This window comes from Sporosarcina gallistercoris, from assembly GCF_014836415.1.
GTDB lineage: Bacteria > Bacillota > Bacilli > Bacillales_A > Planococcaceae > Sporosarcina > Sporosarcina gallistercoris.
The window spans coordinates 1-23,885 of record NZ_JACSQY010000018.1 but is presented as its reverse complement, the minus strand read 5'-3'; the positions used below and the strand labels follow the sequence as shown (position 1 = coordinate 23,885).

The 23,885-nt window shown below is 47.5% G+C and carries 20 protein-coding genes; 14 read left to right on the top strand and 6 right to left on the bottom strand.

All coding sequences use genetic code 11. The features are described from left to right. Positions 1-30 precede the first annotated feature (30 nt). Complete coding sequence (locus H9659_RS15170; RefSeq protein WP_318240744.1) at positions 31-1,200, top strand: PDZ domain-containing protein; 1,170 nt, start codon at positions 31-33, stop codon at positions 1,198-1,200. A gap of 24 nt (positions 1,201-1,224) precedes the next feature. After that, complete coding sequence (locus H9659_RS15165; RefSeq protein ID WP_191692169.1) at positions 1,225-1,485, top strand: CsbA family protein; 261 nt, start codon at positions 1,225-1,227, stop codon at positions 1,483-1,485. 95 nt (positions 1,486-1,580) lie between these two features. Here the strand turns inward: H9659_RS15165 and H9659_RS15160 are convergent, their stop codons facing one another. Then, positions 1,581-1,889, bottom strand: coding sequence for an AzlD domain-containing protein (locus H9659_RS15160; RefSeq protein WP_191692167.1), 309 nt, complete (start codon positions 1,887-1,889; stop codon positions 1,581-1,583). After that, on the bottom strand, positions 1,889-2,611 hold the full coding sequence (locus H9659_RS15155) for an AzlC family ABC transporter permease (RefSeq protein WP_191692165.1): 723 nt from the start codon (positions 2,609-2,611) through the stop codon (positions 1,889-1,891). Before H9659_RS15155 ends, H9659_RS15160 begins: the two co-directional genes overlap by 1 nt. Positions 2,612-2,730: 119 nt before the next feature. Between H9659_RS15155 and H9659_RS15150 the strand changes: the two genes are divergently transcribed. The 7 genes from H9659_RS15150 (at position 2,731) to H9659_RS15120 (ending at position 15,419) form a co-directional block, all read left to right on the top strand. Further along, positions 2,731-3,360: a TVP38/TMEM64 family protein gene (locus H9659_RS15150; protein WP_191692163.1), complete on the top strand. Its 630-nt coding sequence runs from the start codon at positions 2,731-2,733 to the stop codon at positions 3,358-3,360. Between the two features lie 384 nt (positions 3,361-3,744). Further along, entirely contained in the window at positions 3,745-7,245 is a 3,501-nt protein-coding gene (gene addB / locus H9659_RS15145; protein ID WP_191692161.1) for a helicase-exonuclease AddAB subunit AddB, read from the top strand. Further along, the gene (gene addA, locus H9659_RS15140; RefSeq protein ID WP_191692159.1) at positions 7,220-10,930 is read left to right on the top strand and encodes a helicase-exonuclease AddAB subunit AddA; all 3,711 of its coding nucleotides are present in this window, start codon (positions 7,220-7,222) and stop codon (positions 10,928-10,930) included. Before addB ends, addA begins: the two co-directional genes overlap by 26 nt. Further along, a complete protein-coding gene (locus H9659_RS15135; RefSeq protein ID WP_225217887.1) occupies positions 10,927-12,108 on the top strand; it encodes a DUF418 domain-containing protein in 1,182 nt (393 codons plus the stop codon). The genes addA and H9659_RS15135 overlap by 4 nt, the downstream gene beginning before the upstream one ends. 58 nt (positions 12,109-12,166) lie before the next feature. Then, positions 12,167-13,066 carry a fumarylacetoacetate hydrolase family protein gene (locus H9659_RS15130; protein WP_191692157.1) on the top strand — a complete coding sequence of 300 codons (900 nt, stop codon included), beginning with the start codon at positions 12,167-12,169 and terminating at the stop codon, positions 13,064-13,066. 76 nt (positions 13,067-13,142) lie between these two features. Further along, positions 13,143-13,514: a YisL family protein gene (locus H9659_RS15125; protein WP_191692155.1), complete on the top strand. Its 372-nt coding sequence runs from the start codon at positions 13,143-13,145 to the stop codon at positions 13,512-13,514. 453 nt (positions 13,515-13,967) lie between these two features. Beyond that, positions 13,968-15,419, top strand: a complete 1,452-nt coding sequence (locus tag H9659_RS15120) for an alpha-amylase family glycosyl hydrolase (protein ID WP_191692153.1) — start codon at positions 13,968-13,970, stop codon at positions 15,417-15,419. A 59-nt stretch (positions 15,420-15,478) separates the two neighbouring features. Here the strand turns inward: H9659_RS15120 and H9659_RS15115 are convergent, their stop codons facing one another. Together H9659_RS15115 and H9659_RS15110 are read right to left on the bottom strand one after the other, a co-directional pair. Then, entirely contained in the window at positions 15,479-16,327 is an 849-nt protein-coding gene (locus H9659_RS15115) for a DegV family protein (protein WP_191692152.1), read from the bottom strand. An 18-nt stretch (positions 16,328-16,345) separates the two neighbouring features. Further along, on the bottom strand, positions 16,346-17,161 hold the full coding sequence (locus H9659_RS15110; RefSeq protein ID WP_191692150.1) for a Cof-type HAD-IIB family hydrolase: 816 nt from the start codon (positions 17,159-17,161) through the stop codon (positions 16,346-16,348). A 135-nt stretch (positions 17,162-17,296) separates the two neighbouring features. On the opposite strand from H9659_RS15110, the gene H9659_RS15105 reads away from it, so the two are divergent. From H9659_RS15105 to H9659_RS15095, 3 genes are all read left to right on the top strand, one after another. Continuing rightward, positions 17,297-18,067: a prolyl oligopeptidase family serine peptidase gene (locus tag H9659_RS15105; RefSeq protein ID WP_191692148.1), complete on the top strand. Its 771-nt coding sequence runs from the start codon at positions 17,297-17,299 to the stop codon at positions 18,065-18,067. A gap of 52 nt (positions 18,068-18,119) precedes the next feature. After that, positions 18,120-18,428 (top strand): metal-sulfur cluster assembly factor, encoded by a 309-nt coding sequence (locus H9659_RS15100; RefSeq protein ID WP_191692146.1) that lies wholly within the window; start codon positions 18,120-18,122, stop codon positions 18,426-18,428. A gap of 186 nt (positions 18,429-18,614) precedes the next feature. Then, positions 18,615-20,756, top strand: coding sequence for an ATP-dependent Clp protease ATP-binding subunit (locus tag H9659_RS15095; protein WP_225217886.1), 2,142 nt, complete (start codon positions 18,615-18,617; stop codon positions 20,754-20,756). A 70-nt stretch (positions 20,757-20,826) separates the two neighbouring features. Here the strand turns inward: H9659_RS15095 and H9659_RS15090 are convergent, their stop codons facing one another. Next, positions 20,827-21,051 carry a hypothetical protein gene (locus H9659_RS15090; RefSeq protein WP_191692144.1) on the bottom strand — a complete coding sequence of 75 codons (225 nt, stop codon included), beginning with the start codon at positions 21,049-21,051 and terminating at the stop codon, positions 20,827-20,829. Positions 21,052-21,152: 101 nt separating this feature from the next. Further along, positions 21,153-21,338, bottom strand: coding sequence for a DUF2929 family protein (locus tag H9659_RS15085; RefSeq protein WP_191692142.1), 186 nt, complete (start codon positions 21,336-21,338; stop codon positions 21,153-21,155). A 187-nt stretch (positions 21,339-21,525) separates the two neighbouring features. Here H9659_RS15085 and H9659_RS15080 point away from each other — a divergent pair, with 187 nt between their 5' ends. Continuing rightward, positions 21,526-22,458 carry a beta-ketoacyl-ACP synthase III gene (locus H9659_RS15080; RefSeq protein ID WP_191692140.1) on the top strand — a complete coding sequence of 311 codons (933 nt, stop codon included), beginning with the start codon at positions 21,526-21,528 and terminating at the stop codon, positions 22,456-22,458. Between the two features lie 80 nt (positions 22,459-22,538). Then, on the top strand, positions 22,539-23,777 hold the full coding sequence (gene fabF, locus H9659_RS15075) for a beta-ketoacyl-ACP synthase II (protein ID WP_191692138.1): 1,239 nt from the start codon (positions 22,539-22,541) through the stop codon (positions 23,775-23,777). Positions 23,778-23,885: the final 108 nt, after the last annotated feature.

The following is a 23,885-nucleotide window of genomic DNA, read 5'->3' as shown; positions in this document are numbered from 1 at the left end:
TAGCGGGATTGGATTGGAGTGTGATAGAACGTGTCAGAGAATTGGTTGTTCGACGTCTTACAAGCGGTGGCAGTATTTTTCTTGAATCCACTATTCTTGCTGATTCTCCTCGTTGCGGTTGCGCTCGGATATAGGAGGGTCAAGCGGGAACGGAAAGACTTCAATATTCGTAAATTGCCAGGGCTCACGGAATTGAGACGGCTCGTTGCAGATACATGGCTGCATGCACTCATTTTGTCCGTCCTGCTCAGCGGAATCGGATTCGTGACAGATGCAGGATGGATTGTGCTATTTTCCATTGTCATGCTCATCGTTCTTGTCAGTTTCTATTATCAGTGGGGGTCTCCGATTTACGCAACGACACTCGCATTTTTCGGATTGGTTGCGTGGCAGCAATCCGGGAGAACGTTTTCATATCGCGGATGGTCACTGCAGGACGTGGATTTGCTTGGTCAATTGGCGATTACAATTCCGGTGATAGCGGGATTGTTGCTGATAGCAGAAGGGTCACTTATCCGGAAATCCACGGTGAAGTATGCGTCGCCCCATCTGGAGAAGACGAGCAGAGGCCTCCGTGCAGCGGTCTTCAAAGTGAAAACGATTTGGATGCTGCCGATTGTTTTACTGGTGCCTGGCGATATGATTTCCGCCTATGTACCGTATTGGCCACAGTTTAAGCTCGGTGCGGAATCATTCAGCTTCGTTCCTGTGCCGGTATTGATCGGCTTTAGCCAAATTGCCCGCAAGCGCTTTCCGGATGAAGTCTTTCCGAAACTTGGAAAGTCGGTGATCTGGACGGGAATCGCTGTGACGGCGCTTGGACTCGGTGCACTCTATGAGCCATTGATCGGCTGGGGAGCATTGGTGATCGGTGTGATTCTACGGACTGTGCTGACGATTATAGTAGCTGTTCAAGAACGCAGCGGCGGCTATGCAGCTTCACCGAGTGCGAAAGGGGTTGTCATCGCAGGGGTACTTCCAGGCTCACCTGCTGAGAAACTCGGATTGAAGCCCGGTGAAGTCATTCGTGCAGTGAACGGCATGCACGTTGCGAATGATAAGGAATTGTATGATGCAATCCAAGTGAATGCAGCGCATTGCCGTTTGCAAGTGGCGGATCGAAACGGAGAAGTCCGTCTCATGCAGCAAGTGTTGTACCGTCATGATCATTATCAGCTCGGATTGTTACTCGTACGATGATAGACAGAGAGGGGGCGGTATCGAGTGGAAAGTTTAGCGACAAAACTTGTGATGGCGTTGTTCATTCCCGGGATTCTCGTCGTGTTCTTTACGAGGGTCACGTTTCATCAGCTTGTCGGTTTGGTGCTGACGATTGCACTCATCGCCGCCTCCGTATATGCAGGATATACGCATAATTGGATGCTTTACGTGGCAGATGCGTTTTCGTTGACGATGGGATTTTGGATTGCGAATCGAATGGTCGCAAATTCCCATCGGCGATCCAATGAAGATCTCCGTGAATAACGAAAAAGCCTTGCACTAGTGTGTGAGGCTTTTTCGTTTCTTCTATTCTATAAGTATGAGAACCGTGATTTTTGGGTATGATAGGTTCAAAGGGGTTACATAAACAAACTGTAGACTGCGAGTACGCCGATTGTTCCGAGGACGACGGTCATCAGTCCGAAACCGGAGATGGCGATGAGAAATGCGGTCGCAGCACCGATTAACCCGAATACGAAGTTGCCTTCCTGTACATAGAACACTGCTGGGAAAATCAATGCACCGAGTACGGCATACGGGATATTACTTAAAATCCCTGTGACGAAGGGAGGCAGCTTTTTCCCATCGAGTATCGCGAGTGGAATCATGCGGGGAATGTACGTCACCAGCGCCATTCCTAACAGCATCCACCAATAGGTTGGGCCCATCAGCTCTCCTCCTTTTCAACAGTTGGAATCAGGGTTCGACCGTACTTTGTATAAACGAGTTCGATTATGACAGAAGATAGTAAGGTAGACGCAAGAATTGCCCACCCGGTCGATAATAATCCGGTATAATAAAAGAAACAATGCAAGATTGCAGCAAGGCTTGCGAGTAAAACGACTTTTCGATTGCCTTTCATCGATGGGACAAGCAACGCGATGAAAAGGGCATAGAGTGCTATGGACATGGCGGCTTGCAGGAAGAGCGGTAAGTTTGCGCCGATGACATGCCCTAAGGCAGTGAAAATCACCCAACTCCCATAAGCGATGGCGATGACACCAAACGCATGGGCACTCGATACTTTGTCCTGCTTGCTCGTTGCGATGACGGAAAAGGTTTCATCCGTGACGCCGAATGCGTACGCCGCTTTGACAGCCTTTGGCGCGGGTTGCATCTTTTCGTTCAGTGAAGCCGTCATAAGGAAGTGACGGATATTGACGATGAACGTATTCATGACGATCAGTAATGGATCCACGCCCGCTGTTATCAAGCTGAGCGATATGTATTGTGCGGCTCCTGCATAGACGAAAATACTCATCGCAGTCGCTTCGAGTAAGGAGAGCCCCGTTGTTTTGGCGAGTAGGCCGAATGTCAATGCAACAGGGAAGTACCCGATGGCGATGCTGAGACCGGCGCGAAGGCCGTTATTAAATTCACTGCGTTCCATTTCACATCCCAGCTTTCCAATGATTTTCAATACTAGTGATTATACTACAACTGCTAGAGACAACAAGACTGAATCTTCGAATGGTTAAAAAAGAGAGAATAAGGTTGGGGTGACTCGAGATGCAAGAATGGCTAAGTGTGGATAAAGTTACAGAACTTGCAGAACAATATAAGGCATTCGGACCGTTCCTAGGCATTCTACTGCCGTTCATCGAGTCGTTTTTGCCCTTTCTTCCGTTATTTGTATTCGTCTTCGCCAACTCCGCTGCTTATGGTTTGTGGTTAGGCTTCATCCTCTCGTGGGGGGGGACGGTAGTAGGTTCCTATGTTGTGTTCTTGATCATCCGGAAGTATGGCCAGAGTCGTTTGTTGAATTTTATCACCAAGCATAAAAGAGTGAAAAAGCTCATTATGTGGGTGGAGAGCAATGGATTCGGACCGCTGTTCTTGTTTCTCTGTTTTCCATTTACACCCTCTGCCCTCGTGAACTTAGTCGCGGGATTGTCCAACATGAGGAAGACCTATTACTTGATGATTTTGATGGCCGGAAAATTTGTCATGATTTTCATGATCAGTTTTGTAGGCTACGATTTGAAAGCATTGCTGACACAACCGATTCGTACCGCGATTGTCGGAGCGGTCATTCTTTTGTTGTGGCTGGCCGGCAAGTATGTTGAGCGGCGTTTGAATAAGAAAGTCGAGCGACACGCAAGGGAATGGGATGGGAACAAGCATTGGGAGGAAAAGTAAGGATTCAGATGCGCTTCGCTTTTGCGGAGCGCTTTTTTTTGAATAAAATCGGGGCGAATCGCCTGGCGCTCATAAAAGTACGAAATCGCTCATAAACCGCGGAAAATGATCATAAACCTGGAAATGTGATCATAAATGTGGAAAAACGCTCATAACTCCCAAAATATGATCATAAACCTCAAAAACTGATCATAAAATAAAATAAACGCTTATAAACGAACCCCGCACGACGCAGCATTCCACGAAATTTCATCTCTCACCCAGCAACTGCAGCCCTCACTCGTAATACGAACATTCATTCGCAAAAAGACCTCTCAAACTTTGATTCTTCCAGCGAAAACAATTACAATGAGAAGACTAGTAATACGAGAGAGGGGCTATCAGATGACGCTGCGATTTATAACTGGACGCTCGGGGACAGGAAAGACCTATAGGGTCGAGCAAGAAATTGTGGAATCACTCCAGCAAGATCCGCTAGGCGCACCGATTGTATTGATTGTACCGGACCAAATGTCGTACTCGTTGGAACATAGTTTGGCCGCCCGATTCGGATTGAACGGAATGGTCCGTGCGCAAGTGTTGACGTTCAAACGTCTGGCTTGGCGTGTGCTGCAAGAAACGGGCGGAATCACTCGACGCGAAGTGGATGGATTCGGTTATCGGATGCTCATTCGCAGTGTGCTCGAAGAAAATCGTGAAGACTTCAAACTGTTCCGCCAAGCTGCGGATAAGCGGGGGTTCACCGAGCAAGTGGAAGGTGTGTTGAAAGAGTTCAGCCGGTATTGTCTCGACCACACCACACTTGCAGACCTGCATACGCAGTTGACCGCTGCGTCCGCGCCACGTACTTTGGTTGATAAAGCAGGCGATTTGTCGCTGTTGCTTGCCAAAGTGGAAGAACGTCTCGGGACAACGTACGTCGATAGCGAAGGACATTTAGCAATGCTTTCCGGTCAAGTCCAGTTCTCTTCATACATTAAGGAAGCGGATATTTACATAGATGGTTTCGAACTATTGACGAACCGTGAGCATGAAATCATCCGGGAGCTTTTGAAATTTGCAAAACGCGTGACTGTGGCACTCCCGATTGACGAAGAGGGCCAAGCAACAGAAGATCATGAGCTATTCTTCAGTCCTATGAGAACGAAACAGATCATTTCAGAAATTGCACGTGAGGAATCGGTAGACATCGAACCGGAAGTGCGACTTACGATTGCACGAAGATTCCGTAATCCGGATGTGCTGCACCTGGAAGCTCAATTCGATAACTATCCGGCAACGCAGCAAGTGAGCAGCGGAGATGTCCGGGTGATTGAAGCGACGGACCGCCGTGCTGAAATGCACGCAGTGGCGCGTTCCATCCGTAAGCTTGCGATGTCCGGAAAGCGCTATAACGATATGGCGATCTTGTATCGTCAGCCTGAAGTCTATGACGAGTTGATCCATACTATTTTTCCGCTGTACGACATTCCAGTGTTCATCAGCCAGAAAAAGCCGATGCTTCACCACCCTCTCATTGAATTTTCACGTTCAGTGCTGGAGGCGGTCACAGGAAATTGGTCTTATGAAGCGATTTTCCGTGCCGTGAAAACGGATTTGTTCTTCCCGCACGGAGAAGATCGACAAATTTGGCGGGAACGAGCAGATCGCTTGGAAAACTATGTACTCGCCCATGGTATCCATGGGCACCGGTGGTTTGACGAGGTTCGATGGCGGGTGAAAAAGTATCGGGGTCTTGAACTGCATACCGAAGTCCAGACAGACGAAGAACTTGCGATGCAAGCAGAATTGCATAGTGTCCGCGACCTGATCCGCGGGCCGCTGGAATCTTTCGGGGGAAAATTGAAAGCGGCAAAAAACGGCAGACAAGCTGCAGAGGCCTTATTTACGTTCATGGAAGAACTCCATGTTTACGATAAAATCATCGACCTCCGTGCTGAGGAAGAGCGCGCAGGACGATTGCTTGGCGCATCTGAACATGAACAGGCGTGGACGGGGTGGATCAATGTCCTGGATCAGTTTGTCCTCATGTTCGGAGATGTCAAGATGGCGCCGAAAGATGCGGTGCGGGTGCTGGATGAAGGATTCGATACGCTCGAGTTCGCTCGCATTCCGCCATCGCTTGACCAAGTGACGGTCATGACGATCGATCTCGCGACATTTTTAAGCATTGACGAAGTGTTTGTCATCGGGACGAATGATGGCGTATTGCCGCAACGTATTGACAATGAAGGGCTTATATCGGATTCCGATCGACAGTGGTTTGAAACGGTCGGATTCGAACTGGCCCCTTCTGCAAAATCACGCTTGATGGACGAATCGTACAAAGCATATCGTGCGTTCACTGCGGCATCAGAAGGATTGACTGTGTCGTATCCGATTGCGGATGAAGCAGGAAAAGCACTCATACCTTCACTCTATATTCCTAGGCTTGGGCAATTATTCGAAGGGTTGAATGTGGAAATTGCAGTGGCAGACCCACTGGAGTTGCTGGATGATGCGGATGAAATGCCGTACATCAGCCATCCGAGATCCACATTGCCCTATGCGTCTGCGCAACTGCGACATGCAGAAACTGCTAGAGGTTTATCCCCGCTATGGCAGGCGGTGATTGCGTATTATGAAGCCGATCCGCTTTGGGCATCGGTTCTCACTAGTATTCAAAGAAAACGGAAGCACGGAACAGAAACGGAGCGTTTGACGGCTGACTTAACAAACGGGCTATACGGTGAAACGATGTCATCGAGCGTATCACGTGTCGAATCGTATTACAGTTGTCCATTCCAGCATTTCGCAACGTATGGACTCGGGTTACGGGAGCGTTCGGAATTCACGTTGGAGGCACCGGCGATCGGGGATCTTTTCCACGCGGCACTGAAATGGGTTTCCGATGAAATCATGCGGACAGGCGCAACATGGGCCGGACTGACGAAAGAAGATTGCTTCCGATTGGCAAGGGAAGCGGTGGACGGAATCGCACCCTATTTCTTCCACCGGATTTTACTGTCCACGAGTCGTCACGTCTACATTAAACGCAAGCTGACAGGCATTATTCAGCGGACGTTGTTTGCTCTCAGGAGTCAAGCGAGTGCATCGAGTTTCCAACCGATCGCAGTTGAAGTCGGATTCGGACCTGGTGAGCAGATGCCGCCATTGTCAATCCCGTTGAAACGCGGAGGGCAGATGAATCTGCGCGGACGGATCGACCGGGTCGATGCATCGAACGTCAATGACAAGACCTATCTCCGTATTGTCGATTATAAATCGTCATCGAAAGCGCTTGATTTGACAGAAGTGTATTACGGATTATCGCTGCAAATGCTGACATATTTGGACGTTGCACTCGAACATTCCGACGATTGGCTGCATGTGCATGCGGATCCTGCCGGGATGTTGTATGTCCACGTCCATAATCCGATGGTACGCAGCATCCAGGAGCTGACGGAAGAAGCCGTTGAAGAAGAGATGCTGAAATCGTTTTCGATGAAAGGGTATGTACTTGAGGATTTATCTGTCGTAAAAGAGATGGACAGCGACATTGAACAATCGTCTAAAATCATTCCGGCGCGTGTGAAGAAAGATGGTTCGTTCTATGCGACTTCTAAAGTGCTTGCACCTGACGACATGCAATTGTTGCGGGGGGCGGTCCGTTCACGTCACCGTCAAGCAGGTGACGCGATGCTTGCAGGGGATGCAAGGGTGTATCCGTATCGCTTGAAGGAACGGATGCCATGTACTCATTGTCCATATCAAGGGGTGTGCCAGTTCGACACGACCGACCCCGATGCGAAGTACCGGAATTATGCTGAACTATCGGCTAAAGAGTCGCTCGAAAAAATGCGGAAGGAGGCTGAAAGCGATGCACATACCACCGAAACCGAGTGACGTGACATTCACAGACGAACAGTGGAGAGCGATTTACGCCTCAGGGCGTGACATTCTCGTCTCTGCTGCTGCTGGATCCGGTAAAACGAAAGTACTTATCACACGGCTCATCGAGAAAGTGCTGGATGAGAAAAATCCGATGAACGTCGATGAATTGCTCGTCGTTACGTTCACGAACGCGGCGGCTGCTGAAATGCGTCATCGTATGGGCGCTGCACTGGAAGAAGCGATTGCCTTGCATCCGGATTCGCCGCATTTGCGGAAACAGCTCAGTCTACTGAACAAAGCTCAAATTTCTTCGATGCACTCTTTCTGTTTGAATGTCGTGAGGCAATATGCATATTTACTGGACATCGATCCTGGATTCCGCATTGCGGATCCGACGGAAGCGGCATTACTGCGCGACGATACGATTGCCGAAGTGTTGGAGGATGCCTATAGCTCAGAAGATCCGGAAGCGGTTTACCGATTGGCGGATAGTTTCACATCTGATAGGAATGACCAGTCCTTGGAATTATTGATCGACCGGCTGTACGACTATTCCCGAGTGCATCCTGATCTTGAATCATGGCTGCTGCAAATTCCAAAGCAATACGAAATTGGCGATGAGATTACGATCGATGACTTGGAATTCATCGCCCCCTTGAAATCTGCCATCCAACAAAAGCTTGAAGAAGCGGCTGCACTTGCGACGGATATGCAACGAATCGCGGAGTTGCCTGACGGGCCGGCGCCGCTTGTTAAGACTGCGGAAGCGGATCTCATTTGGATCACCGAAGCGATCCGTACACTCTCATCGGGGACTTGGGAACAGACCCATGCATTTTTCCAACAGCTCGTATGGGTGAAAGCGGGTGCAGTGAAGAAGGATTCGTGTGATGAAGAACTCGCGAAGCGTGCGAAAGCGTTGAGAGATTCGGTGAAGAAGCTTGTTACCGGAATAAAAGATGCGTATTTCGTCCGCACACCTGCCCGGCTGCTTACGGAAATTCGTTTGATGGCGCCGATGATGAATACGCTCATTGAATTGGTCATAGAATTTGGTCATCGCTTTCGCGCGGTCAAAACGGAAAAAGGGATTGTCGACTTTTCGGATCTTGAGCATTTCGCCCTTGATATTTTGACGAGTCGCGAAGGGGACATCCTGGTACCATCCGATATTGCGATGGATTATCGATCGAGATTCAAAGAAGTGTTGGTCGATGAGTACCAAGATACGAATTTGTTGCAGGAAGCGATTGTTCAATTCGTGAAAAGCGGTACGGAGTCAGACGGCAACCTGTTCATGGTGGGAGATGTGAAGCAATCCATCTATCGTTTCCGTCTTGCGGAACCAGGTTTGTTCCTAGGGAAATACGGACGTTTCACAGAAGACTCCATCGAAGAAGGCTTGAAGATCGATTTGAATGCGAATTTCCGGAGCCGCAAAGAAGTGTTGGATGCGACGAATTTCATCTTCTCGCAAATCATGGGGGAGCGTGTAGGTGAAATCGAATACGATGAGGCTGCAGCCTTGAAGTATGGTGCGCGCTATCCGGAGATGGAAACGGCTGCACATTTGACAGTCCTTTACTCCGAAGAGGAAGAGTTTGAGGACGAAACATCGGAGGACTTGGAAAATCTGAAGAGTTCCCAGGCGGAAGCGCGGTACATGGTGAAGAAAATCAGCCAGTGGATGGCGGATGGGCATGAAGTGTGCGATGCGTTCAGTGGGGAAAAGCGGCCGATCCGATACAGCGATATTGTTGTTCTCATGCGTTCGATGACGTGGTCTGCTGAAATTGCCGAGGAGTTCAAGCGTGCCGAAATCCCTGTTTACGTGGAATTATCGCGCGGCTATTTCGATGCGCTTGAAGTGACGATCATGTTGAATACGTTACGGGTCATCGACAATCCATATCAAGACATTCCGCTGGCGTCCGTACTGCGTGCGCCGTTCGTCGGCATGACGGAGAATGAGTTGGCACAAGTGCGTCTCGCTGCGAAGAACGCCCCTTATTATGAAGCGCTGAAGACGTTCATCGCAACGAAGGGATCTGGAATGGCTCCTGAAACCCAGCAAAAGCTGCAGCGGTTCGTGCTTATGTTGGAAGAGTGGAGGAATCTAGCAAGGCGGGGATCGTTGTCGGAACTCATTTGGCACGTGTACACCGATACGAATTACTATGAGATGGTAGGCAGCATGTCGAACGGCAAGCAGCGCCAGGCGAATTTGCGCGCGCTACATGACCGGGGGATTGAATACGAGAAGACATCCTTCCGTGGATTGTTCCGGTTTTTACGGTTTGTCGATAGAATGCAGCGACGCGGGGATGATCTCGGAGCAGCTCGTTATTTAAGTGAAAAGGAAGATGTCGTACGTATTATGACTATTCACTCATCGAAAGGGTTGGAGTTTCCGAATGTGTTTGTTGCAGGCATGGGCAGACAGTTCAACAAAATGGATTTCAACGAACCTTATTTGTTCGACCAGCATTTCGGTCTTGCAGTGAAGGCGATTGACCCCGATAAACGGATCATGTATACATCCTTGCCGTTTCTCGCAATGAAAGAGCAGAAAGAGTTGGAGATGCGTTCAGAGGAGATGCGCATTCTCTATGTTGCGATGACGCGGGCGAAAGAACAGTTGGAGTTGGTCGCGACGGTAAAGGATATTGAGAAGTCGATGACGAAGTGGCAAGACGCACAGCTCGTCGATCCAGGAGACCGATTGCCGGATTATATGCGGTCACGTGCAAATGGATATCTGGATTGGATCGGTCCAGCTGTTGCGCGTCATGCGGATTTCAGGAAGTTCGGAACGACGCAAGGCGCGATGGTGAAAGACCATCCTTCCAAATGGAATATCAGCGCCCTGCCGGTTTCCTATTTCAGTGAGTCTTTAGCTGAGCCGGAAAATATAAAGGATTTATCCGAATCAGAAGAGTTGCCGATCCCGGTTGTAAATGCATCCCTTCTGGCAGAAGTGACTGAGCGGTTTGAGTATGAGTATCCGCATCAGGCATCTGTTAACAAGCGTTCCAAAGTTTCTGTGACGGAACTGAAAAGGGTTGCGCAACTTGAGGCGGAGTCGACTTTGAACGATCCATTTGCAAGTAGAAATGGAGAAGTGAGTCAAGCCTACTTGCACGCACGGCCCGTATTTTTACAACAACGGGCGATCAGCGCAGCGGAAGTTGGGACGGCAATGCATACTGTGATGCAGCATATCGACTTGGCGACTACAAAGGATCATGAACGTGTGGAAGTGCTTTTGGACGATTTGTTGCTGCGGCAGTTGTTGACCAAAGAAGAAGTGAAGGCGTTGGACCGGGAGGCGATTGTGCAGTTTGCGGTCTCGTCGGTAGCGGAACGGATGCAAAAAGCGACGCGTGTCTTGAAGGAATTGCCGTTCACATATGCATATGCTGGAGCCGATGGCGATTCTCAGATTTTACAGGGGATTGCGGATTGCTTGTTTGAAGAACCGGACGGATGGGTGTTATTGGATTATAAAACCGATCGCCTGAAGGGGCGGTTCGCGTCTGAAGAAGCAATCGATCAAGAGATGAGATCGCGGTATCGCGTGCAGCTTAACTTGTATAAAAACGCGATTGAATCCATTACACACGTGACAATAAAAGAAATGCTGTTGTATTTATTTGATGAAGGTCGCGCACTGACAGTTCAGGAGGAGACAGTTTGACTAGACTACCAACCGGCGATGCCGGACGTATTGAAGCGCTCGATATGCTTCGAGGTTTTTCATTGTTAGGTATTTTCATCGCCAACATGCTCGTATTCCACTCCCCATATATGTATATGGATCCGTATAGCTGGTTTGCGGACAATGGGGAAGGATTGTCGTTCATGTGGCTGGATATTTTCATAGAAGCGAGTTTTTATCCGATATTTGCCATGCTTTTCGGGTATGGACTAAGTATGCAATATGAAAAATCGTTACTGCAGAAGTCCCCATTCGGTCCTGTGGCGGTTCGCAGGATGTTCATCTTGCTACTGTTCGGACTGATCCATGCCTTCTTCATCTGGTCGGGGGATATTCTGTTCACATACGCTATGATGGGCTTCGTCATGATCGCACTCGTGAGGGTACCTCCAAAGTGGTTATTCTTCGGGGCTCTTGCTCTTTACATCGTGCCGAATGGGTTGCTCACAGGAATGTTGTTCTTAGGTGAACAATTTATCGGAGACGCCTCACTTTCTGAGTTTGCCGATATTCAGCAGCTGCAGGAATCGATTGAAGTGTATGGGCATGGGACCTACTTGGCGGCACTTGCATTCCGAGCGAAAGAATGGTTATTGGTGAGTGGTGCCAACCTATTATTAACTCCATTCATGATTTTGCCGCTCATGATGATCGGTGCTGCGTTTGCAAAATGGAAAATTTTCGAACGTGCTAATGAATTGAAGGGCCGCCTCGTGGTTGTGGGCATCAGTGCGCTAGTCATCGGGGTGTTGTTAAAAGCATTGCCATTTTTAGTCGCCCCACATTATTCAATGCAGCTCGTTCAAACGTATTTCGGCGGTCCCCTTGTGGCCATCGGTTATGGGGCGCTTGTATTGGTCCTTTGCACGATACCATGGTTCACGAAAGGTTTCCGTCCGGTCGCTAAGGCAGGCCGTATGTCAATGACGACTTATATTGGTCAATCTGTCATTGCGACACTCATTTTCTACAATTATGGGTTCGGAATGTACGGTAAAGTGGATATTTTGACAGGAACACTTATGGCTGTTGGAATCTTTGTCGTCCAGGCGCTTCTTGCGGACTTGTGGCTATCCCGCTACAAAATGGGCCCTCTCGAATGGATATGGCGAATCGGTACGTATGGCACTATTTTATCGAATAAAAAGGAGAAATGACGACGCGTGTCGTAACTGTACGTAATGCAAACCAATGATGGAAGGGATGGACAACTCAATGAAACTACTTTCGTTCAAGTATGACGGGAAGACATTATTCGGACCTAAAGTGAAAAAAGAGGAAGCCGTATGGGATGTACAGAAAATTGCTGCGGCAGTTGGAGTGCAGAACTTCCCGGCGTCGATTGCTGAAGGCGTAGCTGGCGGTATGGATTTTGTGGAAAAAATACGTGCGTTATGTGAACAAGCACGTGCCCATGAAGATGCGGAGACTTTCAAGTATTCCTATGAGGCCATCGAATGGTTGGCTCCAATTCCACGCACGCCTAAAAACATCCTATGTGTCGGTAAAAACTACGCCGATCACGCTTCTGAGATGGGTGGAGAAGGTGCTCCTGAAAAAATGATGATCTTCACGAAAGCTCATACTGCGATTGCAGCGGATGAACAGAAGTTGTCTGTCCATGAAGGTGTGACAAGTCAACTGGATTATGAAGGCGAACTTGCGGTTGTCATTGGAAAGGGCGGTCGCAACATTCCTAAACAGATGGCGTATGATGCTGTTTTCGGTTATACGATTGCAAATGACCTGACTGCACGTGATTTGCAGGCAGAGCGCAAGCAGTTCTTCCTTGGAAAGACGCTCGATGGAAGCTGTCCGCTAGGCCCTTACATTGTGACGAAAGACGAAATTCCGAATCCACACAATTTGTCGATTGTCACAAAAGTGAATGATGAGGTACGTCAAAACGGCAATACAGGCTCCATGATCATCCCAATCGATGAAATCATTGCGGAGCTTTCCAAGTTTGTCACACTTGAGCCGGGCGATGTCATTTTGACTGGCACTCCAGCAGGTGTGGGTAAAGCGATGAATCCACCAAGTTACTTGAAAGCAGGAGACACAGTGAAAGTGTCTGTAGAAGGAATTGGAACACTCGTGAACTACTTCGAGTAAAGGTCCCTTATTTTGCCTCGTCCGACTTATATGGTAAGATGAGGCATGAACATGAAATTTGAATGAGGTGAATTAAATGGATTTTTTAACAAGCTCAACGCACTTACACATCTTCTCATGGGTTGTTGGAATAATTGTGTTTTTAATTGCTGCGACACAACCACTCGACTCAAAAGTCCGTAAAATCATGAAGATGGTAGTACGAGTATTCTACATCTTGATCATTATTACTGGATTAGCATTGTTCATCAAATTTATGAGCGGTGACGCTGCATTGTACGGGATTAAATTCATCTTCGGTATTGTGACAATTGGAATGATGGAAATGGTATTTGCTCGTCAGGCGAAAAACAAATCTGCTCAATTATTTTGGATTTTGTTTGCCGTTTCAGTACTGATTACAGTAGCACTTGGTTTCCACTTACCATTTGGATTGAAACTCTTCTAATTCGTAATGCTGGATGTACAACTAAGGGGGAATTCGGATGGTCGGATGGACTGTTTTGCTAGCCTTGTTTGGCATCATGATCCTGTTCGCACTCTCAGTAGTTGTCACATCTCGGAGAATGAGATCGATAGAAGATCGTGACGAAGTAGAATGAAATCAGGAGCCCGCTGAAATTATTTCAGCGGGTTTTGTTATGCCATTTTCACAGGATTGACTTATTTATGTATGCGGGTTTCAGTTTTCTTCATAAACCATGGCGACGCTTAGTGTGGTTTGGTAGTATTAAGTGATGAGTTATGATCGCATTTAAAGATTTATGAGCGGAATCCGTGAGTTATGATCAAATTTCGAGATTTATGAGCGGAATCCGTGAGTTATGATCAAATTTCGAGATTGACCACATATCCCATGAGACCATATCACGCGGATTCATTATAGAAGGAGGCTTTTTGAGTGAACGTCAAACGAATACTTAGCATCTTGATGATGATGCTATTACTAGGGACTACTGCACATCCAGGCTTGGCTTCTGCGAAGGCGGAGCGGACGTTGAAGGACGAAAGCATATACGATTTACTTGTGGACCGGTTTAATAATGGAGACGGGCGAAATGATGCAGGTGCGGATGCTCAAGATCCTTCTGCATTTAATGGCGGAGATTTCGCAGGGATTTCCCTTCGATTGCAGCATATCTTAGATATGGGCTTCACAGCTGTTTCCATCGGGCCTGTATTCAAAACCGCTACATATGACGGTAATGAAGTGTTGGATTACACAAAATTCGATGAACATTTTGGAACAGAAGAAGACTTCAAATCGATGCTGAAAGAATTGCATGAGAAGGATGTGCGCGTCATCGCGGATTTCCCGCTAGCTGGAGTCAGTGAAAATCACGTATGGGCCAGCAAACTGCAGTTTACGAAAGGTGAAGGGAATACCATCGACTGGAAAGCGGACGATGCTGATGTGCAGCGTAACCTTGAAGAGACGATGGTCGACTTTGTAAAAACTTATGAGTTGGACGGAATCCGTCTGACGAAAACGGAAGGATATTCCAAAGAAGTACTCGATCAATTCATTACTGCACTAAAAGAAAGTTCACCTGATTTGTATGTCTTGTCTGGTGAAGAAACAGATGCTGATGTGGACGCAAAGCCGAACGATTCTTCGATGGAAGCATTACGTGAATCATTCGTTCGTGTAGACCCGGATTCTTCTCCGATGAATCATTTCGAAAAGGATCATTCAAATGACTTGATTGAATTCGATCAGTTGACGGGATCGCGCTTCACGTATGACATTGTGGAACAGCGAATGTTCCCGCCGACTCGTTGGAAAGTAGCTGTCACTGCTCTATTTACGTTGCCTGGTATTCCAGTCATGCCGTATGGAACTGAGATTGCGGTGAACGGGAAAGAAGCGCCTGAAAGTCATCCGCTGTTTAACTTCAAAACGGATATGGAATTGAAAGAGCTTATCGGGAATTTGAATTCACTTCGGAACCAATCGGAGACGCTCCGTAACGGGGAATTTAAAATGTTGCACAACAAAGATGGGTATATAGTGTATAAGATCTATGATGATGAAGAAACATGGATCATTGCCATCAATAATACTTCGGAAACGCAAAGCTATTCACTAGATCCGGAAGAAATCGGAAGTAAGAAACGATTGCGAGGATTGCTGGATAGTGACCAAATCGTGGAAACCGAAGACGACAAATACCACGTCGTTTTGGATCGTGAAATGGCGGAGATCTATTTAGTGAAAGAAGACAAAGGGTTCAATATCCCTTATCTGATTGCATCGATCATGGTATACGTCTTGTTCCTGAGCTTCCTTTGGGCGGTTTGGAGAAAAGGTCGTAAAGCACGTCAAGAACGAAAAGCGGCAGCGAAGAAGTGAGATTGAAACAAGTGAAAAAGGAGATCAGTCGTCAATGGATAGTGACGACTGATCTCCTTTTATTGTTTATTCAAGAAAAATACAGCGAGGGTTCCTGGACCAGCATGTGAGCCGATGACGGAACCGATCATATGGATCTGTATTTCTTTTGGATGGAACTTTTCTTCGATCAGGTCCCGCAACTCGATTGCCCCAGCTTCGTCGTCTCCATGACTAATTGCAATCACTTGCTCGGAAACCGTATCTCCGCGTTCTTCCATGAGCTCCAGAATTCTGCGGAACACTTTTTTACGCCCTCGATGTTTCTCGATCGGCACCAATCGACCGCTCTCCACATGGAGCAATGGCTTGATGTTCAACAGTCCGCCGAAAAATGCGCTCGCTTTCGATACGCGACCGCCTTTAGCGAGATAGTCGAGATCTTCCACTGTGAACAAGTGCTCCATGTTGCCTGCCATTTTGCGGACTTTGCGCTCAATTGTCCGCACATCTTCTCCCGCATCCCGTAAGCGGACCGCCTCTTGGACGACTAAACCACAGCCGAGCGACGCACAGCGTGTATCCACGACAATCAAGTTCATGCGTGGGTTGCCTTCTTTCACCTGATCCCGCATCATGACAGAGGTCTGATATGTACCCGACAACTCGGATGAGAATGCAATATAGATTCCATCTTCCCCGGTCTCGGCGAAATCCTTCCACAAAGCCAGCACTCGATCTGGGGAAACTTGAGAAGTCTTCGGTTGTTTGCCAGCACGAATCGCTTGGAATACTTCTTTTGAGTCGATATCCACGATATCCTGATACTCTTTCCCGTCCAGCAGCACTGTCAAAGGTAGCAGCATCACATCATGTTCATCCAAATATGATTTCGGCAGGTCACAACCACTGTCTACGAAAATTTTCATGAGAATCCTCCAATCGCTTTATGAAGTCTTTAAATTGAGTCGTTCTTGTAACATTATGGCAATACCGTCTTCGTTATTCGTCAAGGTCACTTCATTCGCAATCGATTTCAGCTGGTCAATCCCGTTGCCCATTGCAACACCGATTCCCGCATAGTCGATCATTTCCAAATCATTGTCTTCATCTCCGAACGCAATAATTCGTTCTTGTGGTATACCAATCCACTCCGAAACTTTGGAAATTCCAACCGCTTTGTTGAGCCCATGGCGAATGACTTCAACAATTTCCCAAGGAGCTCCCCAGCGTCTATGCTCAATGACTTCGGCGTGTACTTCTTCCAAATGCTTGCGGATCGGATCTGCCATCCCCTCACCGCCTTGGATCAGGAGACTGGTCGGATTCACTTGAAGGTACTGACGAATGTCACCTTCTTGGATGTTTGGACTGCCTGAACTGAAGATATCGAGCAACTTTTCATCATGATAATGCAAGTAGACGTCATCCTTGACTTCCGCCACGATATTTTTCAAGTTGAAATCTTGCATGGCATCGATGACTTCCTTAGCCACAGTCAAGTCAATCGTCTCATGGACAGTTTTCCATGACCGATCATTGGGGTGATGCACGAACGCTCCGTTGAAGTTGACAATCGGTGTTTTCAGACCTAGCTGACGGTAATAGACTTCACTTGAGCGATAGGGGCGCCCCGTCGCAATCATGATTTGATGGCCTTCCGATTCAGCCTGTTTAAGTGTAGCGAGCGTTTTTTCTGAGATCACTTTTTTATCATTTAATAACGTTCCGTCCAAATCGAGGGCAATTAAATGAGGTTTCATGGCAAAACGCCTCCTTCCTCATTCAAGTGTATCCTTTCAGTCGCATGCAAGTCAAAAAGTAATGAACCGTGCGCAACTTTTGTTTTTTTAGAAAAACATTGGTATGCTCAATTAAACAAAAACGAGGTGTCGCGGATGAATATTAGAGAAGAAAAATGGGACACAATCCCCCTATTGCATATTGTGGATGAACAGCAGGAATCTTCTGAGATGCCAGTCGTCATCTTCTTCCATGGATTTACGAGTGCGAAAGAACATAACTTGCATTACGCATTCAATCTCGCGAAAAAAGGGATTCGTGTGTTATTGCCTGAAGCACATCTTCATGGTGTCCGGTCCGAATCGCTCGATGAAGTACAGCTCAGCTTGCGATTCTGGGAAATCGTCTTGACTTCCATAGAAGAAGCAGGGGTTTTGCATCAGCAATTGAAAGAAAAAGGGTTGTTGGAGTCCGATCGAATTGCATTTTCAGGTACATCCATGGGAGGTATCACAACTCTTGGATGTCTGGCAGCATATCCATGGATCCAAAGCGCAGCAGTCATGATGGGAACTCCGGGATACGTGAAACTTGCCAAAGGTCAAATGAAGCAATTTGAGAACAAAGGATTTAAGCTTCCGATGAAAGATGAAGATGTTCAAAAACTATTGAGCACGCTTGACGTTTTCGACTTGACCCGGCATCCGGAACGATTGAACGACCGATCTGTCTTTTTCTGGCACGGCATGAACGATACGATGGTACCGTTTGAACCGACACATCATTTCTACAATGCCATAAAAGAGAACTATATCGGTCATCCGCAAGACTTTGAATTCATGGTGGACGAGCATGCTGGTCACGCAGTTTCCAGACCGGGAATGTTGTGTGCGGTGGACTTCCTTGCAGACCATTTGAATGGTTGAGTGCATTTTGCTATGATGAGTACAACGAAAAGAAATGGAAAGGGGAATTCCAATGGCTGATGAAATGAAAGAAAGCATGATGGGCGTTCTTGAAAACGTGATTGACCCCGAGCTTGGTGTAGATATCGTCAACCTCGGTCTCGTCTATGATGCAGAGTTGCTTGAAGGCGGCATCGGTAAGGTTACGATGACACTTACATCAATCGGTTGTCCGATGGGGCCGCAAATTGTTGCGAATGTGAAACAAGAACTGATGGAACTTCCTGAAGTGAAAGACGTTGAAGTCGATATCGTCTGGAATCCGCCTTGGTCACGTGACAACATGTCACGTTATGCAAAAATGGCGCTTGGTGTCCGATAATTAAGCAATATCAAATCCGATTGGTGAATTTTTCACTGGTCGGATTTTTTGCCGTTTAAAAAGGAAATACTAGCGAATATCTCCAAAGCAACTGACTTTACAGACGATAAAATGCGAGGTATACTAGTTATAGTCAAAGATAGTCAAAGTCGAATAAACTAATAACTATATAAGAGGTGATGGTTCATGAGAATGGATGGCGTACAAGAGGATCAGCGTTCCCCATTAGAACAATTTGGACGCAACCTAGTAGAAGAAGTGAAAAATGGAAAAATGGATCCGGTAATTGGCCGGGATGAAGAAATCCGGAATGTGATCCGGATTCTATCTAGAAAAACAAAGAACAATCCTGTGCTGATCGGTGAACCTGGTGTGGGTAAGACGGCAATCGTTGAAGGGTTGGCGCAACGGATTGTAAAAGGTGACGTACCGGAAGGATTGAAAAATCGCCAAATTCACGAACTCGATATGAGTTCCCTGATTGCAGGCGCGAAATACCGCGGCGAATTTGAAGAGCGGTTGAAGGCAGTATTGAAACAAGTGAAGGATAGTCACGGTGAAATCATTTTGTTCATCGATGAAATCCATACAATCGTTGGAGCAGGGAAGACGGAAGGTGCGATGGATGCGGGGAACATGTTGAAACCGATGCTTGCTCGTGGCGAGTTGTATTGTATCGGTGCGACTACATTGGACGAATACCGTATGTATATCGAGAAAGACCCTGCGCTTGAGCGGCGTTTCCAGCAAGTGATGGTGCGCGAACCATCTGTCGAAGATACGATTTCTATTTTACGCGGCCTAAAAGAACGTTTTGAATTGCACCATGGAGTGCGTATCCATGATCGGGCGCTTGTTGCATCGGCAACATTGTCCGATCGCTATTTGACAGAGCGTTTCATGCCGGACAAAGCGATCGATCTGATGGATGAAGCGAGTGCGATGATCCGTACGGAAATCGACTCGATGCCTCAAGAGCTCGACCAAGTGACACGTCGTATTCTGCAGCTGGAAATTGAAGAGCAGGCACTGACAAAAGAGAAGGACCCGATTAGTAAGAACCGTCTTGCTGCTTTACGTGAGGAATTAAAGGAACTGAAAGAATCTTCTTCGGGGATGCGTGAGCAGTGGGAGAATGAGAAGAAAAAGCTGCAGGAAGTCCAAGATGTGCGCGAGAAGCTAGATCGCTATCGTCGTGAATTGGAAGATGCTGAAAACAAATTCGACTTGAACAAAGCCGCAGAATTGCGTCACGGTAAAATCCCAGGGCTGGAATATCAGCTGCAAGATCTGGAAGAGCAGTTCAAGGGTGGCGCAGAGAACCGTTTGATCCGCGAAGAAGTGACAGAGGACGAAATTGCGATGATTGTGGCGCGCTGGACAGGTATTCCGGTGACGAAGTTGATGGAAGGCGAACGTGAGAAGTTATTACGATTGGGGGATACGCTGAAAGAGCGAGTCATCGGTCAAGATAATGCAGTTCAACTTGTGACCGAAGCTGTATGGCGGGCGCGATCCGGTATTAAGGATCCTGAGAAACCGATCGGGTCATTCCTATTCCTAGGGCCGACAGGTGTTGGGAAAACGGAGCTAGCAAAAACACTTGCAGGGACATTGTTCGACTCTGTGGATCATTTCATCCGCATCGATATGTCGGAGTATATGGAGAAACACAGTGTATCCCGCCTTGTAGGAGCACCTCCGGGATATATCGGGTATGAAGAGGGTGGACAGTTGACAGAAGCGGTCCGCCGCAATCCGTATTCGGTTGTTTTGTTGGATGAAATCGAGAAGGCTCATCCCGATGTCTCGAATATTTTGTTGCAAATTCTTGACGATGGACGCATTACGGATAGTCAAGGACGCCTCGTGAGCTTTACGAATACAGTAGTCATCATGACGTCCAATATTGGTTCACAGTATTTAATGAGCGGCCAGTTCGAGTCCGAAGAACATGCGACAGAGGACTTAGTGATGTCGGAGTTACGCAACCACTTTAAACCGGAGCTGCTGAACCGGATGGACGACATTATCATATTCCATTCGTTATCAGGTAACGCATTCGTTGAAATCGCCCGCAAAATGTTGGATGATCTCGTGCGAAGATTGGACGGTCAGGACATTCCGTTGACATATGAAGAACCCGTACTCGATTGGGTCGTCGCAGAAGGGACGGATGCGGATTTCGGCGCACGCCCACTAAAACGATTCATCCAGCGCTACGTAGAAACCGCGGTCGCAAAGGAAGTCATTAAAGGCGATTTAGCGGAAGGCCAGCGTTTGCACCTTCGGATGGAAGATGGAGCCTTGGCTGTGGATAAATTATAAATAGCGGTTCGAGCCGCTTTTCGTGTTATGCGAAAAGCGGCTTGTTTTTATGGGAATGAACGCATCTGTTCTACCCACGCAATGCATACCATTCAGATTGAATCAACCCGCTCGTTCCGAGGCCCAACCCGCCCGTTCCTGAGAGTAACCCGCCCGTTCCAGGGCCCAATCCGCTCGTTCCGAGGCTCAACCCGCTCGTTCCGAGGCTCAACCCGCTCGTTGCGGGATCCAACCCGCTCGTTCCGAGACCCGACCCGCTCGTTCCGGGTCCCAATCCGCTCGTTCCATGAAGCAAACCACCAATCTATCCGCTCATAAAGCGAATATCCTCTCTAATCATCCCTTTCTGCACAAAAAAACAGTGAAAGGGAAGTTTCCCATTCACTGTCATATGAATCAATGTTCTGCGACTGGCTCGTCCGGAATAATCGCTGTAATCGCGAAAATCATCACAGACAATACGAGTGAGACAATGATTCCAGTTGTAAATTCAAACGTTGGCACGTTCGCAATGGCGCCTGCTACATAGTTGAGCATGGAAACCAATAGGAATGACCAGACAAATGTCATGACGAACTTCATCGAAATCACCTCTAGAATACTTTTTCACCTTTCATCATATCATAGCGACGCTCGTTTCGAAACTTAATTTACAACGTCCCCAAAAGAGTTTGACGGTTTCGTGTCTCCATTGTTGAAAAAAATCGTGAACTCCTCTATTATTGATACCAGGTACTAACAATAGATAACAAGGAACGGGGTATGAGCAATGGGTGTAGGACTTCTAAGTATTGGCAAGTATGTCCCTGAACACGTGCTGACAAACGCAGATCTTGAAAAAAGAATGGATACATCAGACGAATGGATTCGTACGCGCACAGGAATTGAAGAACGCCGAATTGCAGACAATAGTACAGATACATCAGATATGGCTTACGAAGCTGCTAAAGAAGCGATTGAAAAAGCAGGTATCCAGCCGGAACAAATCGGCATGATCTTAGTTGCGACAGTGACACCCGATCATCCGTTTCCTTCAGTAGCTACGATGCTTCAAGCACGGCTTGGAGCAAAGAATGCAGCAGCCATGGATATCTCTGCAGCATGTGCAGGGTTCATGTATGGAGTAGTGACTGCGAAACATTTCGTGGAAGCAGGTACACACGATTATGTTCTTGTAGTCGGTGTGGAAAAATTATCTAAAATCACTGATTGGAAAGATCGCAACACAGCTGTCTTGTTCGGAGATGGCGCTGGAGCGGGAATCGTCGGTAAAGTGAGCGGAGATCGCGGAATTCTTGCTTTCGAACTGGGTGCGGATGGCACAGGCGGTGAGCATCTTTATCAAGACCGTTACTTGAAGATGAATGGTCGCGAAGTGTTCAAATTTGCAGTCCGTCAAATGGGTGAGTCGGCAGTGAATGTCATTGAGAAAGCGGGTCTGTCGAAAGAGGATGTGGATTTCCTGATCCCTCACCAGGCGAATATCCGGATCATGGAAGCTTCTCGTGAACGGCTCGGACTTCCACCTGAAAAAATGTCCAAATCCGTACACAAATACGGCAACACATCGGCAGCGTCGATTCCTATTTCGTTACATGACGACATTGAAGAGGGTCGTGTGAAAGACGACGACATTCTCGTGCTCGTCGGTTTCGGCGGTGGCCTCACTTGGGGCGGCATCTGCATGCGCTGGGGCAAGTAAGTGAATGCGTTTTTCATTTTCAATAAATCGCACTGATGGAAGCAACTATGCTATCTATGAAACGAAGGAGAGTTCAACTAATGGAAAAACGACGCGTAGTCATTACCGGTATCGGGGCTGTTTCCCCGGTAGGAAATACGGCGGAGGAATCATGGCAGTCCGTTCTTGAACGCAAGTCAGGTATTGGGCCGTTAACCCGACTAGATACCGAGTTATTCCCAGTGAAAGTAGCTGCAGAAGTAAAAGATTTTGACATTGAAGAGTATTTGCCTAAAAAAGAAGCTCGTAAAATGGACCGTTTCACGCATTATGCAATGGCGGCTTCCATCATGGCGATGAAAGACGCCGGCCTTGAAGAGTTGGATGAAAAGACGGGGCTGCGAACAGGTGTCTGGATCGGTTCAGGAATCGGCGGAATGGAAACACACGAAAAACAGTTCCTTACATTCCAAGAAAAAGGGTACCGTCGTGTCAGTCCGTTTTTCGTTCCAATGATGATTCCTGACATGGCTTCAGGTCAAGTATCGATACACTTTGGTGCGAAAGGCATTAACTCATGCACCGTAACAGCTTGTGCATCAGGCACGAACTCGATCGGTGATGCATTTGAAGTCATTCGCAGAGGCGATGCAGACGTTATGATCACAGGGGGAGCAGAGGCTCCGATCACAACGATGTCTGTCGCAGGTTTCTGTGCGAACACAGCACTCTCACTCAATCCTGATCCAAACACGGCTTCACGTCCGTTCGATAAAGAACGCGATGGATTTGTTATTGGTGAAGGCGCAGGGATCCTTATTTTGGAAGAATACGAGCATGCTATTCAGCGCGGTGCTAACATCTATGCAGAAGTAGTGGGCTATGGGTCAACAGGGGACGCACACCACATTACTGCACCTGCTCCTGAAGGCGAAGGTGCAGTCCGCGCAATGCAGCAAGCAATTCAACAAGCGGAAATCACTCCAACAGAAATCGGATACATTAATGCACATGGTACTAGTACCGCTTACAACGACTTGTTCGAAACAATGGCAGCGAAAACCGTATTCGGCGAGCACGCATACAAACTTGCAATCAGTTCAACAAAGTCGATGACGGGTCACTTGCTCGGCGCAGCAGGCGGATTGGAAGCGATTTTCACTGCAAAAGCGTTGCAAGAAGGGATTTTGCCACCGACAACGAATTATGAGAATCCAGATCCGGAGTGTGATCTTGACTACATTACAGACGGTCCACGTAAAGCGGACATCACGTACGCTATGAGCAACTCACTGGGATTCGGCGGTCATAACGCATCACTTATTTTCAAGAAAATCTAATTCAATCCAGTCAAAAAAGAGCTACTCGGAGATGGTACTGACCTAAAAAAGTGAGACAAATAAAAACACCTTACGTTGTAAAACGGGTATTGAACCTTAATACATCAA

Bases quoted from the DNA above. Each gene is read 5' to 3' on its own strand.
- H9659_RS15110 (WP_191692150.1), bottom strand. From the start codon at position 17,161: ATGAAACCTCATTTAATTGCCCTCGATTTGGACGGAACGTTATTAAAT.
- addB (WP_191692161.1), top strand. From the start codon at position 3,745: ATGACGCTGCGATTTATAACTGGACGCTCGGGGACAGGAAAGACCTAT.
- H9659_RS15105 (WP_191692148.1), top strand. From the start codon at position 17,297: ATGAATATTAGAGAAGAAAAATGGGACACAATCCCCCTATTGCATATT.
- fabF (WP_191692138.1), top strand. From the start codon at position 22,539: ATGGAAAAACGACGCGTAGTCATTACCGGTATCGGGGCTGTTTCCCCG.
- H9659_RS15100 (WP_191692146.1), top strand. From the start codon at position 18,120: ATGGCTGATGAAATGAAAGAAAGCATGATGGGCGTTCTTGAAAACGTG.
- H9659_RS15095 (WP_225217886.1), top strand. From the start codon at position 18,615: ATGAGAATGGATGGCGTACAAGAGGATCAGCGTTCCCCATTAGAACAA.
- H9659_RS15125 (WP_191692155.1), top strand. From the start codon at position 13,143: ATGGATTTTTTAACAAGCTCAACGCACTTACACATCTTCTCATGGGTT.
- H9659_RS15155 (WP_191692165.1), bottom strand. From the start codon at position 2,611: ATGGAACGCAGTGAATTTAATAACGGCCTTCGCGCCGGTCTCAGCATC.
- H9659_RS15115 (WP_191692152.1), bottom strand. From the start codon at position 16,327: ATGAAAATTTTCGTAGACAGTGGTTGTGACCTGCCGAAATCATATTTG.
- H9659_RS15160 (WP_191692167.1), bottom strand. From the start codon at position 1,889: ATGGGCCCAACCTATTGGTGGATGCTGTTAGGAATGGCGCTGGTGACG.
- H9659_RS15130 (WP_191692157.1), top strand. From the start codon at position 12,167: ATGAAACTACTTTCGTTCAAGTATGACGGGAAGACATTATTCGGACCT.
- H9659_RS15085 (WP_191692142.1), bottom strand. From the start codon at position 21,338: ATGAAGTTCGTCATGACATTTGTCTGGTCATTCCTATTGGTTTCCATG.
- H9659_RS15150 (WP_191692163.1), top strand. From the start codon at position 2,731: ATGCAAGAATGGCTAAGTGTGGATAAAGTTACAGAACTTGCAGAACAA.
- H9659_RS15080 (WP_191692140.1), top strand. From the start codon at position 21,526: ATGGGTGTAGGACTTCTAAGTATTGGCAAGTATGTCCCTGAACACGTG.
- addA (WP_191692159.1), top strand. From the start codon at position 7,220: ATGCACATACCACCGAAACCGAGTGACGTGACATTCACAGACGAACAG.